Source organism: Actinocrispum wychmicini (assembly GCF_004345645.1).
GTDB classification, from domain to species: domain Bacteria; phylum Actinomycetota; class Actinomycetes; order Mycobacteriales; family Pseudonocardiaceae; genus Kibdelosporangium; species Kibdelosporangium wychmicini.
The window spans coordinates 235056-253235 of sequence record NZ_SLWS01000007.1 but is presented as its reverse complement, the minus strand read 5'-3'; the positions used below and the strand labels follow the sequence as shown (position 1 = coordinate 253235).

16 protein-coding genes are annotated in these 18180 nt (G+C 68.7%); 13 read left to right on the top strand and 3 right to left on the bottom strand.

Features of this window, described 5'->3' with window-relative positions; all coding sequences use genetic code 11:
• The first annotated feature begins 7 nt into the window (after window positions 1-7).
• Window positions 8-415 (top strand): DUF1761 domain-containing protein, encoded by a 408-nt coding sequence (locus EV192_RS31420; protein WP_132121870.1) that lies wholly within the window; start codon window positions 8-10, stop codon window positions 413-415.
• 98 nt (window positions 416-513) lie between these two features.
• Here EV192_RS31420 and EV192_RS31415 read toward each other — a convergent pair whose 3' ends face one another.
• Window positions 514-1095, bottom strand: a complete 582-nt coding sequence (locus EV192_RS31415; protein WP_132121868.1) for a TetR/AcrR family transcriptional regulator — start codon at window positions 1093-1095, stop codon at window positions 514-516.
• Between the two features lie 166 nt (window positions 1096-1261).
• A complete protein-coding gene (locus EV192_RS31410; protein WP_243727200.1) occupies window positions 1262-2530 on the bottom strand; it encodes a COG1470 family protein in 1269 nt (422 codons plus the stop codon).
• Window positions 2531-2683: 153 nt separating this feature from the next.
• Between EV192_RS31410 and EV192_RS31405 the strand changes: the two genes are divergently transcribed.
• The 4 genes from EV192_RS31405 to EV192_RS31390 all read left to right on the top strand — a co-directional run bounded on the left by EV192_RS31405 (window position 2684) and on the right by EV192_RS31390 (window position 8903).
• Window positions 2684-3307: a helix-turn-helix transcriptional regulator gene (locus EV192_RS31405; protein ID WP_132121866.1), complete on the top strand. Its 624-nt coding sequence runs from the start codon at window positions 2684-2686 to the stop codon at window positions 3305-3307.
• Window positions 3308-3418: 111 nt separating this feature from the next.
• On the top strand, window positions 3419-6358 hold the full coding sequence (locus tag EV192_RS31400; RefSeq protein ID WP_132121864.1) for a DUF11 domain-containing protein: 2940 nt from the start codon (window positions 3419-3421) through the stop codon (window positions 6356-6358).
• Window positions 6355-7047 carry a Pvc16 family protein gene (locus tag EV192_RS31395; RefSeq protein ID WP_132121862.1) on the top strand — a complete coding sequence of 231 codons (693 nt, stop codon included), beginning with the start codon at window positions 6355-6357 and terminating at the stop codon, window positions 7045-7047. Before EV192_RS31400 ends, EV192_RS31395 begins: the two co-directional genes overlap by 4 nt.
• A complete protein-coding gene (locus tag EV192_RS31390) occupies window positions 7044-8903 on the top strand; it encodes an ATP-binding protein (protein WP_132121860.1) in 1860 nt (619 codons plus the stop codon). Before EV192_RS31395 ends, EV192_RS31390 begins: the two co-directional genes overlap by 4 nt.
• On the opposite strand, the gene EV192_RS31385 is transcribed toward EV192_RS31390, so the two are convergent.
• Window positions 8890-10185: an eCIS core domain-containing protein gene (locus EV192_RS31385; RefSeq protein WP_132121858.1), complete on the bottom strand. Its 1296-nt coding sequence runs from the start codon at window positions 10183-10185 to the stop codon at window positions 8890-8892. The genes EV192_RS31390 and EV192_RS31385 overlap by 14 nt on opposite strands.
• Before the next feature lie 160 nt (window positions 10186-10345).
• Here EV192_RS31385 and EV192_RS31380 point away from each other — a divergent pair, with 160 nt between their 5' ends.
• From EV192_RS31380 to EV192_RS31345, 8 genes are all read left to right on the top strand, one after another.
• A complete protein-coding gene (locus EV192_RS31380) occupies window positions 10346-11872 on the top strand; it encodes a phage tail sheath family protein (RefSeq protein WP_132121856.1) in 1527 nt (508 codons plus the stop codon).
• 14 nt (window positions 11873-11886) lie between these two features.
• Window positions 11887-12336 carry a phage tail protein gene (locus EV192_RS31375; RefSeq protein ID WP_132121854.1) on the top strand — a complete coding sequence of 150 codons (450 nt, stop codon included), beginning with the start codon at window positions 11887-11889 and terminating at the stop codon, window positions 12334-12336.
• Window positions 12333-12776, top strand: a complete 444-nt coding sequence (locus tag EV192_RS31370) for a hypothetical protein (RefSeq protein WP_132121852.1) — start codon at window positions 12333-12335, stop codon at window positions 12774-12776. The genes EV192_RS31375 and EV192_RS31370 overlap by 4 nt, the downstream gene beginning before the upstream one ends.
• Window positions 12773-12931 (top strand): DUF6760 family protein, encoded by a 159-nt coding sequence (locus EV192_RS54190; protein WP_341770930.1) that lies wholly within the window; start codon window positions 12773-12775, stop codon window positions 12929-12931. Before EV192_RS31370 ends, EV192_RS54190 begins: the two co-directional genes overlap by 4 nt.
• A gap of 2178 nt (window positions 12932-15109) precedes the next feature.
• Window positions 15110-15298 (top strand): hypothetical protein, encoded by a 189-nt coding sequence (locus tag EV192_RS31360; RefSeq protein WP_132121850.1) that lies wholly within the window; start codon window positions 15110-15112, stop codon window positions 15296-15298.
• An 11-nt stretch (window positions 15299-15309) separates the two neighbouring features.
• On the top strand, window positions 15310-15741 hold the full coding sequence (locus EV192_RS31355; RefSeq protein WP_132121848.1) for a phage tail protein: 432 nt from the start codon (window positions 15310-15312) through the stop codon (window positions 15739-15741).
• A gap of 13 nt (window positions 15742-15754) precedes the next feature.
• On the top strand, window positions 15755-16462 hold the full coding sequence (locus tag EV192_RS31350; protein ID WP_243727199.1) for a CIS tube protein: 708 nt from the start codon (window positions 15755-15757) through the stop codon (window positions 16460-16462).
• Window positions 16459-18174 carry a VgrG-related protein gene (locus tag EV192_RS31345; protein WP_132121845.1) on the top strand — a complete coding sequence of 572 codons (1716 nt, stop codon included), beginning with the start codon at window positions 16459-16461 and terminating at the stop codon, window positions 18172-18174. The genes EV192_RS31350 and EV192_RS31345 overlap by 4 nt, the downstream gene beginning before the upstream one ends.
• Window positions 18175-18180 lie beyond the last annotated feature (6 nt).

The following is an 18180-nucleotide window of genomic DNA, read 5'->3' as shown; positions in this document are numbered from 1 at the left end:
TTACGCCATGGAGATCAACTGGCTGGCCACCGTGCTCGCATTCGTCGTCGGCATGGTCGTGGCCGTCGTGTGGTACAGCAAGATCGGCTTTGTGGCCGTGTGGGGGAAGCTGACCGGCATAACTCCCGAAGACACCAAGAAGGCCAGCGGAAGGAACATGGTCCAGCTCCTCATCGCCAACAGCGTGACCGCGGTCGGGCTGGCGGTCGGCATCGGGATCGCGTCGAAGGCTGCCGGTGATGACTCGGTGTGGTTGGCGCTGCTGGTCGGTCTCGTGGCGTGGTTGACGTTCTCGGCAACCACGCTCCTCCAGCACAATGCGTTCGAGCTGAAGCCTCCGAAGCTGACCCTCGTCAACATCAGCTATCAGCTGGTGCTGTTTCTCGCCATGGCGCTGGTGATCGGGCTGCTGTAGCGTCCGCGCCGGAGCCGATCGACGCGAAGATGGCGTCGAAAGCGGCACTGAACTTCGTTGTCGCGGTAGCGAATGGGGTGGTCTGGATCGGCGCCCGGTCAGAGTTCGGGCCAGCCGCGCTGGAGGTGGTGGAACGCGACGTCCATCGCGGCGGGTGGGTCGGGCTCGACGCCGGTCAGGTCGGGGACCTGGAGGATGAAGCGCGCCAGCAGGCGTAGTGACAGGTCGTCCGCGTCGCGGTCGGTCTGTTCGGCGATGACTCCGGCGAGGGTGTCCTCGCACTTGGTCCACAGCGTCCTGGCGTAGGTCCGCAGGGCGGGTGTGGCGACCACGAGTTCGACGATGCCACGGGTCTCCGCGTCGGCGTCGGTGTCGAAGGGGCCGCGAGTGGCGAGATATCGCCGTACGGCCTGCAAGATCGAGACACCGGTGGGACGATTTCGCACCGCTGCGGCGAGGGCCTGCTCGCGTTCTTGGACGTCGCCGAGGATCAGTGCTTCCTTCCCGCCCGGGAAGTGCGCGAACAGCGTGGACACCGCCGTGTCCGCGGCGTCGGCGATCTCGGCGATGGTGACCTTGTCGAACCCTCGCTCGAGGAACAGCCGCCGTGCCGCGGTCTCCAGGGCCTGGCGGGTGGCGGCTTTCTTGCGCTCCCGCCGGCCAGGTGCGGTATGTGCCATTTCGCCACAATACCCGATCATCGGAATGACTATGAAATCGGAACATTTGCGTTTTCGGAATCCATGCGACTAACGTCAGTGGAAGCGCTCACACCCACTCCGAACCCGAGGGGGCCGTCATGACCGCGATTCACTCCCACATTCCCAGTCCGGCAACGAGCTGATGTCAGCCGACCAGGCTGCCACTGACGTTCAGCAGCTGAAGGCAGTTCGGCGCCTGCACGCCGTTGGCCGGAGTGCCCGGTTTGGAACAGCTCACCGTGGCGGTGACCTGGGCACCCGCGGGCACGTCGATCGGTGTCACCCAGTGGTAGTCCTGGTTGCGGAAGGTCTCCATGGCGATCGTGGTGATCGTCTGCTGTCCGAACGCGACAGTCAGCAGGCCCTCGTCGCCCTGGGGGTTGGCGAGCAGGATGTCCGTGATGCGGAACGTCCTGTCGTCGGGGACGGTGTAGCCGCTCTTGCCGGTGCCGCCAGTGTTGGTGCGCACCTGGATGGTGGCCGAGCTCTGCTGGTTCGTCGGAGTCGGTGGCGGAGGCGGCGTTTCCGTGGTGCTGCTCGCACCGCCCCCGCCGCCTTGACCAGCCGGAGCGCCCCCTGGCAGTTGCCCGCCGCCCCCGGGCGGTGGCTGGGTGGCCGACTGGGCGGCCTGTTGCGCCGCTTGAGTGGCCGCGCTCTTGATCGTCGGTCGGACCAACGCGAACCAGGCGAGAATCAGCGCCAACAGTGCCGCGAGCACCGCCAGCAGCCAGCGCGGCAGCAGCGGCAGCTGCACCATCTCGCCGTCCAGGTCGTGCTGCTCCGCCAGGACAGGATCGACCACGACCGCGGCAACAGAACGGGCCTCGATCCGGAACGTCCTGGTGACCGGCTTGCCGAACCAGATCAGCTTGCGGGCTCGCGCGCGCATCCGGACCTGTTCGAGCGCACCGGGCTCGATCTCGGGAGTCTGACCGGGGAACCGGAACCGAAGCTGCGCCTCGGTCTCGGCCGCGGCCAGCGACGCGGTGACGTGAGTGTTGCCGAGGTTGTGTACCGATACCGTGTAGCGCGCGCTACGCCATGCCCTGCGGCGACGCGGGATCAGCTCTGCCTCGGTCCGCAGGAACGGCTCGACGACGACCGTACTTTCGGACACTGTTCCGGTTTCCGGCCGTTCCACCGGCATCACCCGAATGCCGAGGGGCTTCTCGCCGGCGGTGACCTCGGGCGAACGCGGCGGCCGGAACAGCACGGTCACGTTCGCGGTTGTGCCGGGGTAGAGGGAAAGCCGCGCCGGCTCGATCGTGGTCCAGGGAGCGCATTCGCCGAGCACCTCGAACTCGTAGGCCTCGACGATGTCGCTGTCGTTGCGGACGGTCAGCGTCGTGGTCGCCTCCGCGCCCGGCGTCACGACGATCGTCGGGCGATCCAGCTCCGCGAATGTAGTGGTCACAACACAAAGGCTGACGGGACCACGCGCGCATGAGAAGGGAACGAAGGGCAGCCGGCGGGCACAGGTCGTGCCCTGGCGAGCGTCACCGCGCTGCCCACTTGACTCCGGACACCGCCGGGGTGTCCGGGTGCACGAGTGAGGGGAGCACAAGGGATGACAAGGGTGCCGTTGGCCCTGTACGCCCAGGACCCGATCCTGGAAGCGGGCGTCAGGTGTCAGCTGCGGTCGCGGCCGGAGATCGAGTTGCTCGACCCGGGCGAGGAGGAGCGGGCCGAGGTGGTGCTGGTCGTGGTGGACCGGCTGGACGACGAGACGGAGTTGTTGCTGCGCCGGTTGCAGCGTTCGGCCACCGCACGGGTGGGGCTGATGACCGGCTATTTGGAGGAGAACGTGTTGCGTACCACGGTGGAGTGCGGGGTGGCGGCGGTGATCCGCCGGTCGGAGGCGAACCAGGACCGGCTGGTGTCGGTGATCACCGCGTTGGCCCGGGGCGAGGGTGTGCTGCCGGGTGATCTGCTCGGTCGACTGTTGGACCAGGTCGGCCGGTTGCAGCGGAAGGTGCTGGATCCACGCGGGCTGACCTTGTCCACGTTGACCGTGCGGGAGGCGGACATGCTGAGGTTGGTCGCGGAGGGCTTGGACACGGCGCAGATCGCGGTGAAGACCTCGTACTCCGAGAGAACGGTGAAGAACGTGTTGCACGAGGTGATCACGCGGTTCAACCTGCGCAACCGGGCACACGCCGTGGGATACCTGATGCGGCACGGCCTGATCTAGGACTGTGCCCGAAAGTCCCCGACGGCCTGCCTCCGGAGTGCCTGCCGGGGCCTCGACCCGAGCGGGTCGGCCCGGCGACCATCACGGTGGACATCCTGAGGAGGACCTGACGTGCGTACGCCGATCCGGCTCCTGGCCGTCGCCGCGACCGGTGTCGCACTGTCCACAGTGGTGGTTGGGGCTGCGCCGCGGACCGCGGCGCAGCCCACGGCCCGGCTGTCGGACGCCCCGGTGACCGGGCGCGTGCTGTTCGCCGGCACCCAACACCGCAGCCTCGGTGTGGTCACCGGCACCGGTCCGTCCCAACCGTTGCTGGGACCCGGACCAACACACTTCGACGACCAGCCGTTCGCGGTGGGCGGCCAACTCGTGTTCACCAGCCGGCGGGACGCCGCCACGCCTCAGGTGTACTTGCGGGACGCGGTCGGAGCGATACACCGGCTGACGACCGGGCGCGATGCCGCCCACCCGCGGCTGTCACCGGACGGCACGCTCGTGGTGTTCGACTCGGCAGATGGAGCGCACCGGGTTCTGTGGCTGGTCCACAGCGACGGCACCGGGTTGCGGCGGCTGACCACGTCAGCGGCGAACGAGACCGAACCGACATTCTCCCCGGACGGCACGCAGATCGCCTTCGCGAGCGACCAGGCCGGTGGTACGGACATCTACCGCAGGGAACTCGCGGGCGGGCCCGAGACGCGGCTGACCACCAACGGCGGCAGGCAACCGGCATGGAACTACCAGCGTCCCGACCTGATCGCGTATACCCAGGGCACCGGCGCGGGCCGGAGGTTGCGTCTGATCAAGGACACCACCCCCGGGAACCCGGTGCTCGCGGGCGACGCGGAGGCCGTGCCGTCGTTCTCGCCCGCGTGGGAGCCGGACGGCACCATGCTGATGTTCATCAGCGTCGTCGACAACGTGAACCAGGTGCGGGCGGTGAACGCCTGCGGATGCGGCCCGGTCAGCGACCCGGACCAGTTGCTCGCCGAGGACCGCGGCGATGACTCGCCGGCCATGCTGAACGGGCAGTTGGTAGTTGCCCGGTCGACCGCGTCCGGCCAGAACACCGCTGACCTTCAGGACATCCTGCCGGACGGGAGCGACCCACGTGACCTCGGGTTGAGCGTGCTGCGCGAAGACCCGGGCGCGGCCACCGACAACTTCCTGTTGTTCCACCCGAATCCCGGGTTCGATCCATGGTTCGAGCGGCAGAACTACTCCCCGGACGGCACCCGGCTCGCCGTGACCCGGTTCGAAACAGCCGGCGGCCGGCGGATCGAACGGATCTGGCTGGCGAACGCGGACGGCAGTGACGCCGCGCCGATGCCGCTCGCCGACCGGGCACCCGGGGACTGGGAGATCGACCCGGACTGGTCGCCGGACGGCCGGTCCATCATCTTCACCCGCCAGTCGCCAGGCGCCGTCGACGGCGCCCCGACCCGGGTCTTCATCGCCGACGTCGCCACCGGGCAGGTGACCGGCGCGCTGCCGCCCTCGGCCGACCCGACCCTGTCCGACGCCCAACCGGAGTTCTCGCCCGACGGCGCCGCGATCACCTTCACCCAGGTAGCCAACGTCGGCGGATCGCTCGCCAACAAACACATCTGGCTCACTTCGGCGACCGCGCTCGGAAGTCAGCGAGATCTCACCGCCGCGGCGTGCGGGGCCAACTGCCCGGTGATCGACGACAGCCCGGCGTTCTCCCCGGATGGCACGCGGGTCGCGTTCAACCGTGAGCACGACGGAATGCTGACGGTGTCCACCGACGGGACCGGCTGCCGGGTGCTGCTGCCCGCCGGGCATGGCTCGTGTGCCGGTCCGGTCGACGCGCCGGACGGCCCGTTCCAGCCGAGGGACATCGCGTTCTCCCCGGACGGCACGCAGGCGGTGCTCACCACCCGGCGCGCGGCCGACCTGAACTCGCCGGAAATGCTTGCCGTGCTGGACATCGCGAGCGGCCGGGTGACCCCGATCAGCCAGGCACTGCCCGGACGGCAGAAGGAACCAAGCTTCCAGGCGACGGTCAACGTGTCCGTCACCGCGCCACCGGCCACGCCGACCGTGCCGCTGGGCGGCAGCGCCACCGTGCCGATCACGGTGACCAACCACGGCCCGGCTCCGTCGCTGGGGACCACGTTGACCGTTGACGTCCCGCCGGGCCTTCAGATCGTTGGTGTGCAGCCGGATCGTGGCACGTGTGCCGCGGCGCGATGCGACCTCGGCACGATGGCGCCAGGCGAAAGCATCGGCCTGACGGCCACCCTGGTCGGCACAGCACCTGGCGAGCAACACGTGATCTGGTCGGTGACCGGCAGCATGCTGGACAACCAGCCGCTCGACAACGTCGCCACGACGATCATTCCGGTCGAGGTACCGGTACCACCGCCGGCTGGGCAACCGCCATCCCCGGCCAATCCTTCCCTGGCCGTGACGGTCAATCCGACCCCGGGGTATGTCGGCGGCACGGTCACCGTGACTTTCACCGCGCGCAACAGGGCGGAGTCGGCCGCGACCGGTCTCGACCTCGACATCGCTCTCCCCGTTGGGATTCCGATCAGTGGTGCGCGTGGATGCACGCCGACCGGCTGCGCGCTGGCCGATCTCGCGCCCGGCGCGGCCGAGTCGGTGCGAATCGTGCTGGCGCCCACCGCGGAGATCCAGGCTGTCGTGTCCGGGACGTTACGAACCGTTGGTACGGACGGGAACCCCGCCGACAACATCGCGACCGCGCCGTTGATCGTGCTCCAGCCGAAGATCATCGCGGTGCCCGCGGTGGGCAAGCCGGGTTTCGTCACGTCCGTGCGTGGCACTGACTTTCCGCCGGGTGCGCCGGTGACACTGACCTGGACGCCCGGCATCACCGCGTCCGCGGCGCCGGCTCACCCCCGACGGGACGGCACCTTCATCGCGCAACTGCTGATCCTGGCCAAAGATCAGACCGGCCCACGCGTGATCACCGCGAGCGGCCCCGGCTTCAGCCCGGTCACCACGGCATTCCTGGTGGTACCCGGCGTTTACACCCCGCCTGACCTGGTGGTGCGCCGATGATCCACGAGGTCGACGAGGCCATCCGGCTGCTGCTCGTGGAAGGCGGGGTGCCCGGTGGCGGCGGGGAGTTGGCCTTCGAGGCGCCCACCAAGGACTGGACGGCCCGCCGGAACACCCCGACGGTCAACGTGTTCCTCTACGACATCCGCGAGGACCTGACCCGCAGGCGGACCGGGACGATCGAGGAGTATGACGAAGCCGGGATGATCGTCGGATGGCACGATCCGCCGCGCTGGTACCACCTGTCGTACCTGCTGACCGCATGGACGAACCGGCCGGCTGACGAGCATCGGCTGCTCGCTGACGTATTGTCCTGTCTGGCCAGAACGGACACCCTCGAGCAACGGTGGCTCACGGGAACACTGGCCGAACTGGGACTGGGTGTGTCGGTGGAGACGGCCGGGCCGGTCTCGGAAGGCCGTGCGGCCACTGACATCTGGACCGCGCTCGGCGGTGAACTCAAACCGGCGGTCGACTTGAAGGTGACCGCGCCCCTTGCCGGGCAACGTACTGAAGCCGGTCCGCCGGTCACCGAAGGCGTCGTGCTCGAAGCCACCACGCCTGGTATGGCCGCCGATGGCAGGCACCTGCGCTACGAGAACACGGCCGCGCAGGGCACCGGGTTCGCCGCGCCCCGCCAACGGCCCGAGGCACCGGCCCGCCGGAAACGACGGGCGATCGGGCCGTGACCGGCGCCCATCAGGTCCTCGCCGCGCTCGCCGACGTGGAAATCGACGTCCGGCGCGCGGTCGCCGAACGCAAGGCGGTCGACCCCAAGCCGGACGACCCGTACCGGGGCCTCTACCTGACCCCGGAGATGGTGGACCGAATACTGGCCGACGGCCCGGCCGCGGGCGACGGCCCGTCCGGCCCGGTGCTCACCCGGCTGGCCGAGAACTTCGAGCTCACCGACCTGGACGTCCGGTTCCTCCTGGTGGCGCTGGCGCCGGAGATCGATCCGCGATTCGAACGGCTTTACGCCTATCTCAACGACGATGTCACCCGGGGCCGCGCCACGGTCGGGCTGGTGCTGTCCCTGTGCGGGCTCCCGCCGGCCGGGGCCGGACGGTTCCGATTCGGGTCCGGCGCGCCGCTGGTGTCCGGTGGCCTGATCGAAGTGCTCGACGAGGACCGTCCGGCGCTGGCCCGTGCCCTCCGGTTGCCCGACCGGGTCGTGGCACACCTGCTGGGCGATCGTGAACTGGACCCGTCCATCGCCGGGGCGTGTCGTGTGCGTACCGAGAACGCCGACCCGGAGGCGGCCCGACTCGGAGCCGGGGTGGCCGCCGGCGCGCGACTGTTGTACTTCCGTACCCGGGACGGTGATCCGAGCGACAAGGCAGTGCGGGTGCTGGCCGCCGCGGGGCGTCCGGCGCTGGTCGCGGACGCGCGGCAACTGGACGGCCACATGGCCGTCCTCGTCCGGGAAGCGCGGTTGCGAGGCGCGGGGATCGTGCTCGGACCGGTTGACGCCCTTGGCGACAAGCTCCGCGATCTCGTCGCCCGGACGCCCGACCTGCCGACCATCCTCTTTGGACGTGGCTACTGGGATCCCCGGTGGGGCGACCGGACACCGGTATCGCTGACGGTATCCATAGAAGGACAGCACAGGCTTGGCGGTGAGCAGCTCCGGCGGGCGGGAACTGTTGCCGAGCATCGGGCTCTGCTGGCTGGACGGCCGGTGCGAGCTGAGGACGTTCAGGCCGGAGTGCGGGCGCAGAACGCCGCTGGGCTGGAGCGGCTGGCCCGGCGGGTCGTGCCCGAAGTCGGCTGGGACGACCTGGTCCTGCCTGAGCCGGTTCGCAGGCAACTGACCGAACTGACCATCCGGGCCCGCCACCGCGACCAGGTGCTGGGCACCTGGCGGATGCGGCCGGGCGGCGGCCGGGGTCGTGGGGTGACGGCGTTGTTCGCCGGTGAGTCCGGCACGGGCAAGACCATGGCGTGCGAGGTGGTCGCCGCCGAGTTGGGGCTGGATCTGTACGTGGTCGATCTGTCCACGGTGGTCGACAAGTACGTCGGCGAGACCGAGAAGAACCTGGAACGGGTGTTCGACGAGGCCGTGGATGTGCAAGGCGTGCTGCTGTTCGACGAGGCCGACGCGATCTTCGGCAAACGCTCCCAGGTCAAGGACGCGCACGACCGTTACGCCAACCTGGAGTCCGCGTTCCTGCTGCAGCGGATGGAGTCCTTCGACGGGATCGCGGTGCTGACCACGAACCTGCGGGCGAACCTGGACGAGGCATTCACCCGCCGGCTCGACGTGATCGCCGACTTCCCCATGCCCGACGCCGGCCAGCGGTTCGCGTTGTGGGACCGTTGTCTCGGTGCCGAGCTGCCCCGAGCGTCCGATGTGGACATCAAGTTCTGCGCGGACAGGTTCGAACTGACCGGTGGCTCCATCCGGTCGTGCGCGGTGACCGCCGCTTATCTCGCGGCCGACGCCGGCCGCTCGGTCACCATGGCCGACCTGGTGACCGCCGTCCGTGGCGAGTACGTCAAGCTCGGCCGCTTGGTGCTGGACAGCGAGTTCAGCCCCTGGTGATCCGGATAATCGCGTACTGCGCGGCATGGCCCAGTTCGAGCGTCGCGCCACCGAGGTTCGTGCGATCCCCGGGCTGGGCCTGCTGCACCGCTTGCGGCCCGTGCAGGGTCATCGGCCGGTATGACGAGGCGTTGGCACCCGCGGTGTTGATGTTGTTGATCTGCTGCACCAGCGTGGTCGCGAAGCCCTGCGCAGGTTCGTTGTCCGTCAGTACATAAGCCTCGCCGCCCGGCCCCAGTACGCGGTCGAGACAGCTGGCGAGATCGTTCGGTGGTACGGCCCTGGTGATCCACGGGCCTGGATGAGGCACGAGCACGTGCACGTTCGGCACATGCGCCCCGAAGTCCGTGATCGAGGACTGGTTCAGGATGGAGGTGCCCGGCGGCACTTGGCGGGCGTCCAGCATCGCGCGCAGGATGTTCGGTTGCATCTCCGGGTCGTAGGCGGTGACGTTCTCCCGGAGTCGCCACGCGCTGGCCAGGAAGTCGCCTTCCCGGCGTCCACCGGACCCGTCGACCGCACCGACCACGGTGTCCCTGGTCTGTTCGAGGACATCGGTGAGCTCCGCGTACTCGTCGTCGCTCTGGGCGATGGCCAGGACGCGGTCGAGTTGCCGCTGCCCGAGTCCCTGGAACTCCGGCCTGGCCCGGACTTGAGCAGCGGTCGTGATCTCGACCTCGTTGCCCTCACCGCCGGACATGTCCACAATTGTCCGCTGGATCGGCCGGTCACTCGTTGGGTGCTCGTCGGCAACCGGCTCGGTCACAGCGGGCACCGGGCCACGCATGACCTCGTCGGCCGTGGCTTCGGCCTCCCGCTCGAACACGTCGTCCGGGTGACTCACCTTGAGGCCGTCCCCCATGACCTGCCCGGACACCGGGCCTTGCCGTTGCTGGAGAACATGCTTGAGTTCGTGGGCAAGCGTGTGCGGGTCGTCGCCGTGGTCGCCGAATACGACATGGCTGCCAGCGGTGTACGCGCGGGCACCGATCTCGGCGGCGGATCGCTTGGCGGTCTCGTCGTTGTGCACCCGGACATCCGAGAAGTCCGCGCCGAACCGGGCCTCCATGTCCGCGCGGACACCGCCGTCCAGCGGCTTTCCCGCGGATCCCAGCGTCTCGTCCACCACGGTCTCGTCCAGCAGGCCCGCCACAGCCTCATTGCCGATCAGACGCTGCAAACCGAGTACCGAGTCCGGCCCGGACACCGGCTCCGACCGGTGGGCCTTGGCCCGGTCCCGTTCGGGTTCCCGCTCGTGCTTGCCCAGCCTCGCCTGGCTCATGCGTCGAGCATGGCCGATCCGCCGGCGTGGACACAGGTGTCGGCGACGGCTGTCCAGGGCATGGATGGTGCCCTGGATCTGCCCTGGCGGGCATTCATTCCAGATGTGGTGGCCGCGAGTATCGATCAGGTCAGCATTCGCAGATCACGAAGGAGCGGGTATGCCGTCGTATCTCTCCCCGGGCGTGTACGTCGAGGAGATCCAGTCCGGCGCGCGGCCGATCGAGGGAGTCGGCACCGCCGTCGCCGCGTTCGTCGGGTTCGCCGAGCAAGGACCGTTCCACGAACCCACCCTGGTCGCCAACTGGAACCAGTACGCCCAGCTGTTCGGCGGATTCGTCGAAGGCACCTATCTGCCGCACGCCGTTTACGGCTTCTTCGCCAACGGTGGTGGAACGGCTTACGTGGTAAGGATCGGCGGCCCCAGCGCCAACGGTTCCCGGTCGGCGCGGACCGCCGCGGTGCCTGCTGTCCTTGGTGGGCTGCGGGTTTCGGCATTGCCCGACGCGACCGGTGAGATCACCGTGGAGGTCGCGGACGCGGACGGGGAGAACCCGCCGGAGGACCGATTCAAGCTGCTGGTCCGCCAGAACGGCGAGGTGGCCGAGACGTTCGACGTGTCGACCCGGCGGAACATCAAGTCCTACGTGGTCACCCAGGTCCGGGAGCGGTCCAAGCTGATCGAGGTGAGTGAGCAGCCGGGCACCGCGCTCGCCCGTCCGGACAAGCAGGCGGTGTCCGTCCCGCCCGCACCGGCACCGGCCACCTCACCTGCCACTCTGGATGCTCAGGAGTACGTCGGCAACGTCGACACCCGCACCGGATTCGGCGGCCTTGAGGCGATCGACGAGATCACCATGGTCGTGATCCCGGACCTGATGAGCGCCTACCAGCGGGGCGTGATCGACGCCGAGGGTGTGAAGACCGTGCAGCTCGCGGTGATCTCGCACTGCGAGCAGATGGGCGACCGGATGGCCGTGCTCGACTCGCCGCCGGACCTCGGCGCGCACCAGGTCCGGACATGGCGCCAGGACGAAGCCGGCTACGACTCGAAGTACGCCGCGTTGTACTACCCATGGATCAAGGTGTTCGATCCGGCGAGCGGCCGTGCGATCACGGTGCCGCCGAGCGGGCACGTCGCCGGGGTGTGGGCGCGTAACGACACCGAACGAGGCGTGCACAAGGCACCGGCCAACGAGGTGATCAGGGGTGCGATCGATCTGCAGATCGGCCTGAGCAAAGGCGAGCAGGACCTGCTTAACCCGATCGGCGTGAACTGTGTCCGGGCCTTCTCCGGCCGGGGCATCCGGATCTGGGGCGCCCGGACCCTGTCGTCGGACCCCGCGTGGCGATACCTCAACGTGCGCAGGTTGTTCAACTACCTCGAAGAGTCCATTCTGGGCGGCACCCAGTGGGTCGTGTTCGAGCCGAACGACGACCGGCTGTGGTCCAGCATTCGCCGTAACGTCACCGGATTCCTCACCGAGGAATGGCGGCGTGGCGGGCTGTTCGGGCGGACCGCCGAAGAAGCCTTCTACGTCAAGTGCGACCGCGACAACAACCCGCAGTCGTCCATCGATCTCGGCCAGGTCATCTGCGAGATCGGGGTGGCGCCAGTGAAGCCCGCCGAGTTCGTCGTGTTCCAGCTGGCCCAGTTCTCCGACAGCACCAGTCTCGTCAGCGAGTGAAGTGAGAGGTTTCCATGACGGCACCAGCGGGCAACGACGCGCTCATCACCCATAGGTTCGGGGTCCAGCTCGGCGGGATCACCGTCGAGTCCATCCAGGAGATCAGCGGACTCACCGTCGACCAGGCCGTTGTCGAGGTCCCCGGGGTCACCAGCACCGGACGGCCGTTCATCAAGAAGCAACCGGGCGCCACCAAGGGCGGTGAGGTGACCATCACCCGAAACCTGGACCCCAGCAGCGCGTTCAGCGACTGGATCAAGCAGACCCTGAACGAGGGCGCGATCAAGGCGGCCAGGCAGAACCTGACCATCGAGTTCATGGACAACCAGGGCAACACGGTCCGGCGGATCCAGTTGATGAACGCCTGGGCGTCCAAATGGGAGGGTCCTGGCCTGAAGGCGGGCGATTCCACCGGTGCGACCGAGAAGGTGACCATCACCTTCGAGGAGATCCAGGTCCAATGAGGCGACGTGCCATGAACCTCGCGGACCTCGACGAGCTGGCCGAGGCTCCGCCACGGTCGCGGAATCCCGCACCGGCGAACGAGTTCGAGTTCGAACTGCCCCGCGGGTACGTCGACAAGGACGGCGCCGTGCACCGGCAGGGCCGGATGCGGCTGGCGACCGCCCGCGACGAACTGCGCCCGCAGATCGACATCCGGGTCAAGGAGAACCCGGCGTATCTCAGTGTGGTATTGCTCAGCCAGGTGATCACCCGGATCGGGGAGATCACCGACGTCCACATTGGAATCGTCGAGCAGATGTACGCCACGGACATCGCGTTCCTGCAGGACTTCTACCGCAGGATCAACAGCGAGGGCCACACCAGGGCCGGGGTCACCTGCCCGTCATGCGGCACCGACTTCGAGGTCGACATCGCCGGGAGCCGCCTGGGGGAATGGTGACCTACCCGGTGGCGCGGCTGCACGAGGAGATCGCGTACATCGCGTACCACTTCCACTGGCCACGAGCGGAGATCCTGGACATGGAACACCACGAGCGGCAGAACTGGGTCCGGGAGATCGCCCGGATCAACACCCGGATGAACGAGAGCGGATGACCCATGGGCATGCTGGACAGGTTCCGCCGCCGCACACCGGCCGCGGATAGTCCACCACGGCAGGCGCATGCGTCCCGGGACGGTGGCTGGCGCAGCCTGGCGCCGATCACCCCGGTGCTGTCCCGGCCGGCCCCGCTCGTCAGCTCCGGCCTGACCTTCCGGGACACCCTGGCGTCCTGGCAGGACATCAGGTTCGGCTCGGCGCTCGGTCACGCGATCACCCCGGACGCCCCGGTCGGCACCATGCACGGCGTCATCAGTTACCGTACCCCCAGCGCCTCGTTCGCCCCGGCAGGCGGCCGGTTGCTGCTGCGTTCGGTAACCACGGATCCGGCCGCACCGATCGTCCCGGACGACCCGGCACCCGGCGGGTCGCCGGTCACACCAGATGTGCCAGACGCGCCGGATGACTTGGCCCAACTGACCGCCCGGACCAGCCCGGCCACACCCCCCGGGCAGGCTGGTGCGGGCGCCAAGGCCAGTCCGGCTGCCATCAGTGGCGCGGCGGTACCAGGTGGTCCGCTTGCTCCTGGCGACTCGGGAACTTCTGACCGTACAGTGTGGCCGGTCGTGCCGGGCGGATCGACGTTGCCTGGCAGTGCGGTCGTCCAGGATGCCCCAGTCGTCCAGCGTCGGTCAGTGTTGCCGGGTAGTCCGGTTGTTCCCGGCGGCTCGAGTGTTCCGAATGAGCCGGCGACGCCAGGTGGTCCGAGTTCGGTTGACGTTCCGGGTGTCCAGTCCAGGCCGGTGCTGCCGAGTGGTCCAGTGGACGCCGGTGGGCAGGTGTTGTCGGTGGGTCCGGGTTCCTTTGACCGTCCGGTTGTTCAGCGTCGGCCGGTGTCCCCTGGTGGTCCGGTCGATCCTGGTGGGTCGGTGGTGCCGGGTGGTCCGGTGAGTCCCGATCCGGTTCGAAATCCGGTTGTTCAGCGTATGCCGCCTGGTGGTCCGGTCGATCCTGGTGGGTCGGCCGTGCCGGGTGGGCCGGTGAGTCCGGATCCGTTTCATAGTCCGGTTGTTCAGCGTGGACCGGTACCGCCCGGTGGTCCGGTCGATCCTGGTGAGTCGACGGTGCCGGGTGGGCCGGTGCGAGCGGACGAACCAGGTTCGCATGGTGATCCGGTTGTCCAGATCAAACCGTTGCTGCCTGGCGGTCAGGTGGACCCTGGCGGTCAGGTGGTGCCGGGTGAGTCGGTGCCGTCGGTGGGGCCGGGTTCGGTTGGCAGCCCGGTTGTTCAGCGCAAGGCGGTGCCGCCCAGCGATTCGGCTGGCTCCAGTGAATTGGCGACACCTGTTGTCCAGGATGAGTCGGTGCCGCCCGCCAGTCCGGTCGCCCAGGACAACCCTCCAGTTGTCCAGCGCGGGCCGGCGCTAACCGGTGGTTCGGTTGTCCCTGGTGGGCCGGCGACCTCTGGTGGTCCGGGTTCGGTTGACGTTCCAGCTGTCCAGTCCAAGCCGGTGCTGCCGGGTGGCTCGGCCTCGCCGATCGTTCAGCGCGGTCCGGTGCTACCCGCTTCGCTTGGCACTCAGGCCGGTGCCGGTGGTGTGGCCGCGCTCGGGATGCCGGTGACACCCGCCGGTTCGTCCCCGGGCGGTCCAGCGGACGATGGCGGTGCGGTGCCGGGTGATTCGGCTGCCCGGCTTGGCCGGCAACGGGAAGTTCATGCTCCCGGAACGCGCGACACACCGTCCCGGACCGCGCGACACGGCGTGCCGGTTGGGATTGGGGAGCCGATTGGGGGTGTGCCTGATACCGCGGTTCTGGCGTCGACGGTGCCTACTCCTGTGGTTCAGCGGGCAGCTAGCCGACCGGCACCGCACCGCGTCACGGTCACCGCCCAGGAGTTGGGTACCCGGCCGGTGCCACCGCGACACCGGGCTTTGCCGCTGCTGGCGGGACGAGCATCGCTGGTTCGCGCGGAAGCCACGACGGCGGAGCCGAGTGTCGCCCGCCCTGTCTGGCGTCGGGCTTCCGAGGGTGTGGCTCAGCCGTTGCGGCAACCGGACGCCTTGGCGACGCTCAGCCCCGGCGTCGAGATCCTCGCGATGGCGCCCGCACGGGGTCAGCCACCGATGACGGTGCAACGCGAACCCGCCAGGGCCAATACCAGTGCCCGCAGGGACCCAGCGCCGCCGGTGGCCAATCAGCCTGTGCCTCTCAACGGTGTCTCCGTCGGCAACGTGCCTGTCACGAGCGTGGTCGCACAGCCACCGACCACGCGCTCGCGCACCGCGCCGAACCGGCCGCCGCCCGCGGACAACATGGACGAGCTGGCCCGGCGGTTGATCGAGCCGATCAGCCGGCTGCTCAGGGCCGACCTCAGGCATGGCCGGGAACGCGCCGGTCGTCTGCACGACCGCGGGCGCTAAGGAGAAACCTGATGACCACGAGTATTTTCGCCAGCACCACGTTCTTCCAGCTGACCATCGCGGGCAACCTGCTCGGCAACTTCCACACCTGTTCGGGGCTGGGCGCGCAGATCGAGATGGAACAGTTCGTCGAGGGCGGCACCAACGGTTTCGTCTGGCAGTTCCCGACCCGGATCACGTGGTCCAACATCACGTTCACCCGGCCGGTCACCGACGACTCCGCCAAGGTGGCCGCGTGGCTGGCGTTGATGATCCACCGGGTGGACCGCAGGGATGGCGAGATCGTCGCGCTGCAGCCGGATCTCACGCCGATCACCAGCTGGCAGGTGCTCGGCGTCGTCCCGGTCAGCTGGCAGGGACCGTCGTTCGACCCGGCCAACTCCCAGCCGGCCACCGAGACCCTGGAGATCGCGCACCAGGGCCTGATGCCCGATCTACTGTAGAAGGAAATCGACCGTGCGCCTGCCACCCTACCTCAGCCTGGCCCGGGCCCAGTTACGGATCATGGAGCCGCCGTCGTCCGTCGGCGCCCGCCCTGGCAGGCTGATCGCCAGCGTCCCGTTCCAGTTCAACCCCAACAAACTCACGGTCAGCAAGAGCGTCCACTGGTCGCGCCAGCCGTCCCGGATGGCCAGCGAGTCGTCGCTGCCGGAGTTCGTCGGCAGCGGGCCCCGGTCGCTGACCGTCGACGTCTTCCTTGACGCCACCGCCAACCACGACAACACGATCGAGCGTCGCGTCCGCCAGCTGATGTCGGCGTGCGTACCGACTCCGCGCAGCCTCGCGGCGCGGCAACCGGCGAGTCCCTGGGTGCGGTTCGAGTGGGGCACCGCGCGTACCACGGCGTTCGACGCCGTGGTGACGAACCTGTCCGTGGACTACTCACTGTTCGATGTGGACGGTAAGCCACTGCGCGCCACCTGCTCGATCACCCTTGAGGAGGCGTCGACCGGACCTGCGGGCCAGAACCCCACGTCGGGATCACTCGAGGCGCGGCGGACCCATCAGGTGGTGGCCGGTGACAGCCTGCCGCAGCTGGCCTGGCAGGAGTACGGCGACGCGACCGCCTGGCGGATCATCGCCGAGGCCAACGACATCGACGACCCGATGACGCTGACCCCGGGAACCGAGCTGCTGGTCCCGGCGGACGAGGACGTGGCATGACCGCGCCCGTCGGCCGGTCGTTCGCGGCTGAGCCGATCGTCGTCGCGGGGCAGCTGCGCAAGCCTTGGCCCGAACGGCTTGTCTCGTGCGTGGTGGACCAGAACGTCGGCCTGCCCGACACGGCCACGCTGACCTACGAGGACGAGACGCGCAAAGTCCTGGCCAAAACCGGTATCCACATCGGCACGAAACTGAAGGTGTACGCGGTCACGGTGAAGGACCGTAAGCGGGAGTTGTTGTTCGACGGCGAGGTGACCGCGCTCGAGATGGACAACGACTCCACCGGCTCGTTCATCCTGATCCGGGCGCAGAGCCTGGCGAACAGGTTGTTCCGGGGCCGCAAAGTGGTGGCGTACCACAACATGATCGCGGCGGACATCGTGCGGAAAGTGGCCGCCGGTGCCGGGATGACGACCGGCCGGATCGAGACAGCCTCGATCACCTACCCGCGGCTGAGCCAGGCCAACGTGTCCGACTGGGAGTTCCTGCAGGGCATCGCCGCCGAACACGGCGTCACGCTGCATGTCGATCAGAAGACCGGCCGGTTGGAGATGGTCAGGCCGAAGCCCGCGTCGGGCGCGCCCGACTCCTCGACATCCGCCGCGGGCAACCCGTTCGTGCTTCAGTTCGGCGCCAACGTGACGGCCCTGCGGGCGGCGGTGACCACCAGCGACCGGGTGAACACAGTCGAGGTCCGTGGGTGGGACGTGTCCACCAAGACGAAGATCGTGTCGACCGAATCGGCCATCACCAGCAAGACGGTCGATCCTGACAAGAAGGTCCCGTCGCCAGGGGTGAACACCCGCCTGATCGTGGCCGACACACCGTACGGGAGTTCGGCCGAGGCCGACGCGGTGGCCAAGTCCGTCGCCGCGTCGGTCAGTGCCGGCCAGGCAGAGATCGAAGCCGTCGTGTGGGGCGACCCACGGTTGCGGGCCGGGGTGCCGGTGGCGCTCGGCAGCGCGGGCCCGGAGTTCTCCGGCAAGTACACCGCGACCGCGGCGCACCACGTGCTCGACAAATCCGGTTACCGCACGACGGTGCTGGTCAGCACGTCCCCGGACCGTTCGCTGGCCGGCCTGGTCATGGGCGGCAACGCGCCGTCGCGCGGTCCGCGGATGCCGGGCCTCGCGATCGGAATCGTCGACGAGGTCGGGGATCCCGACGGGCACCAGCGCGGCTGGGTCAAGCTGACGTTCCCGTGGCTGTCCGACACGTACAAGACCGACTGGGTGCGGACCGTCCAGTTCGGCGGGACCGGCGGTGGTGGCGTGTTCTGCCCGCAGGTGAAGGACGAGGTGCTGGTCGGCTTCGAACAGGGCAGCCTGGACGCGCCGTACGTGCTCGGCGGCCTGTACAACGGTTCCGACCGTCCATCCCGGCATGATGTGTCGCTTGTCGACGGTACCAAGGGAAACGTCAACCGCATGTCCCTGGTGTCCCGCGGCGGCCAGCGGCTGGAACTGCTGGACAAAAACGGCGGCCCGGCCGGTGTCCGGCTGGTCACCGGCGACGGGAACTTCGAGATCACACTGGACCAGCAGAGCGATCAGATCACGATCTCCGGACCGGCGGGCCGGTCGATCACGCTCAGCAAGAGCGGCATCACCGTGGACGCCGGTCAGGGCGACCTGACCCTCAACGGCCGGACCGTGACGGTCAACGGGGAGCTGGAAGTGAGCGTCCAGGGCAAGATCGTGCGGATCAACTGAAGAAGG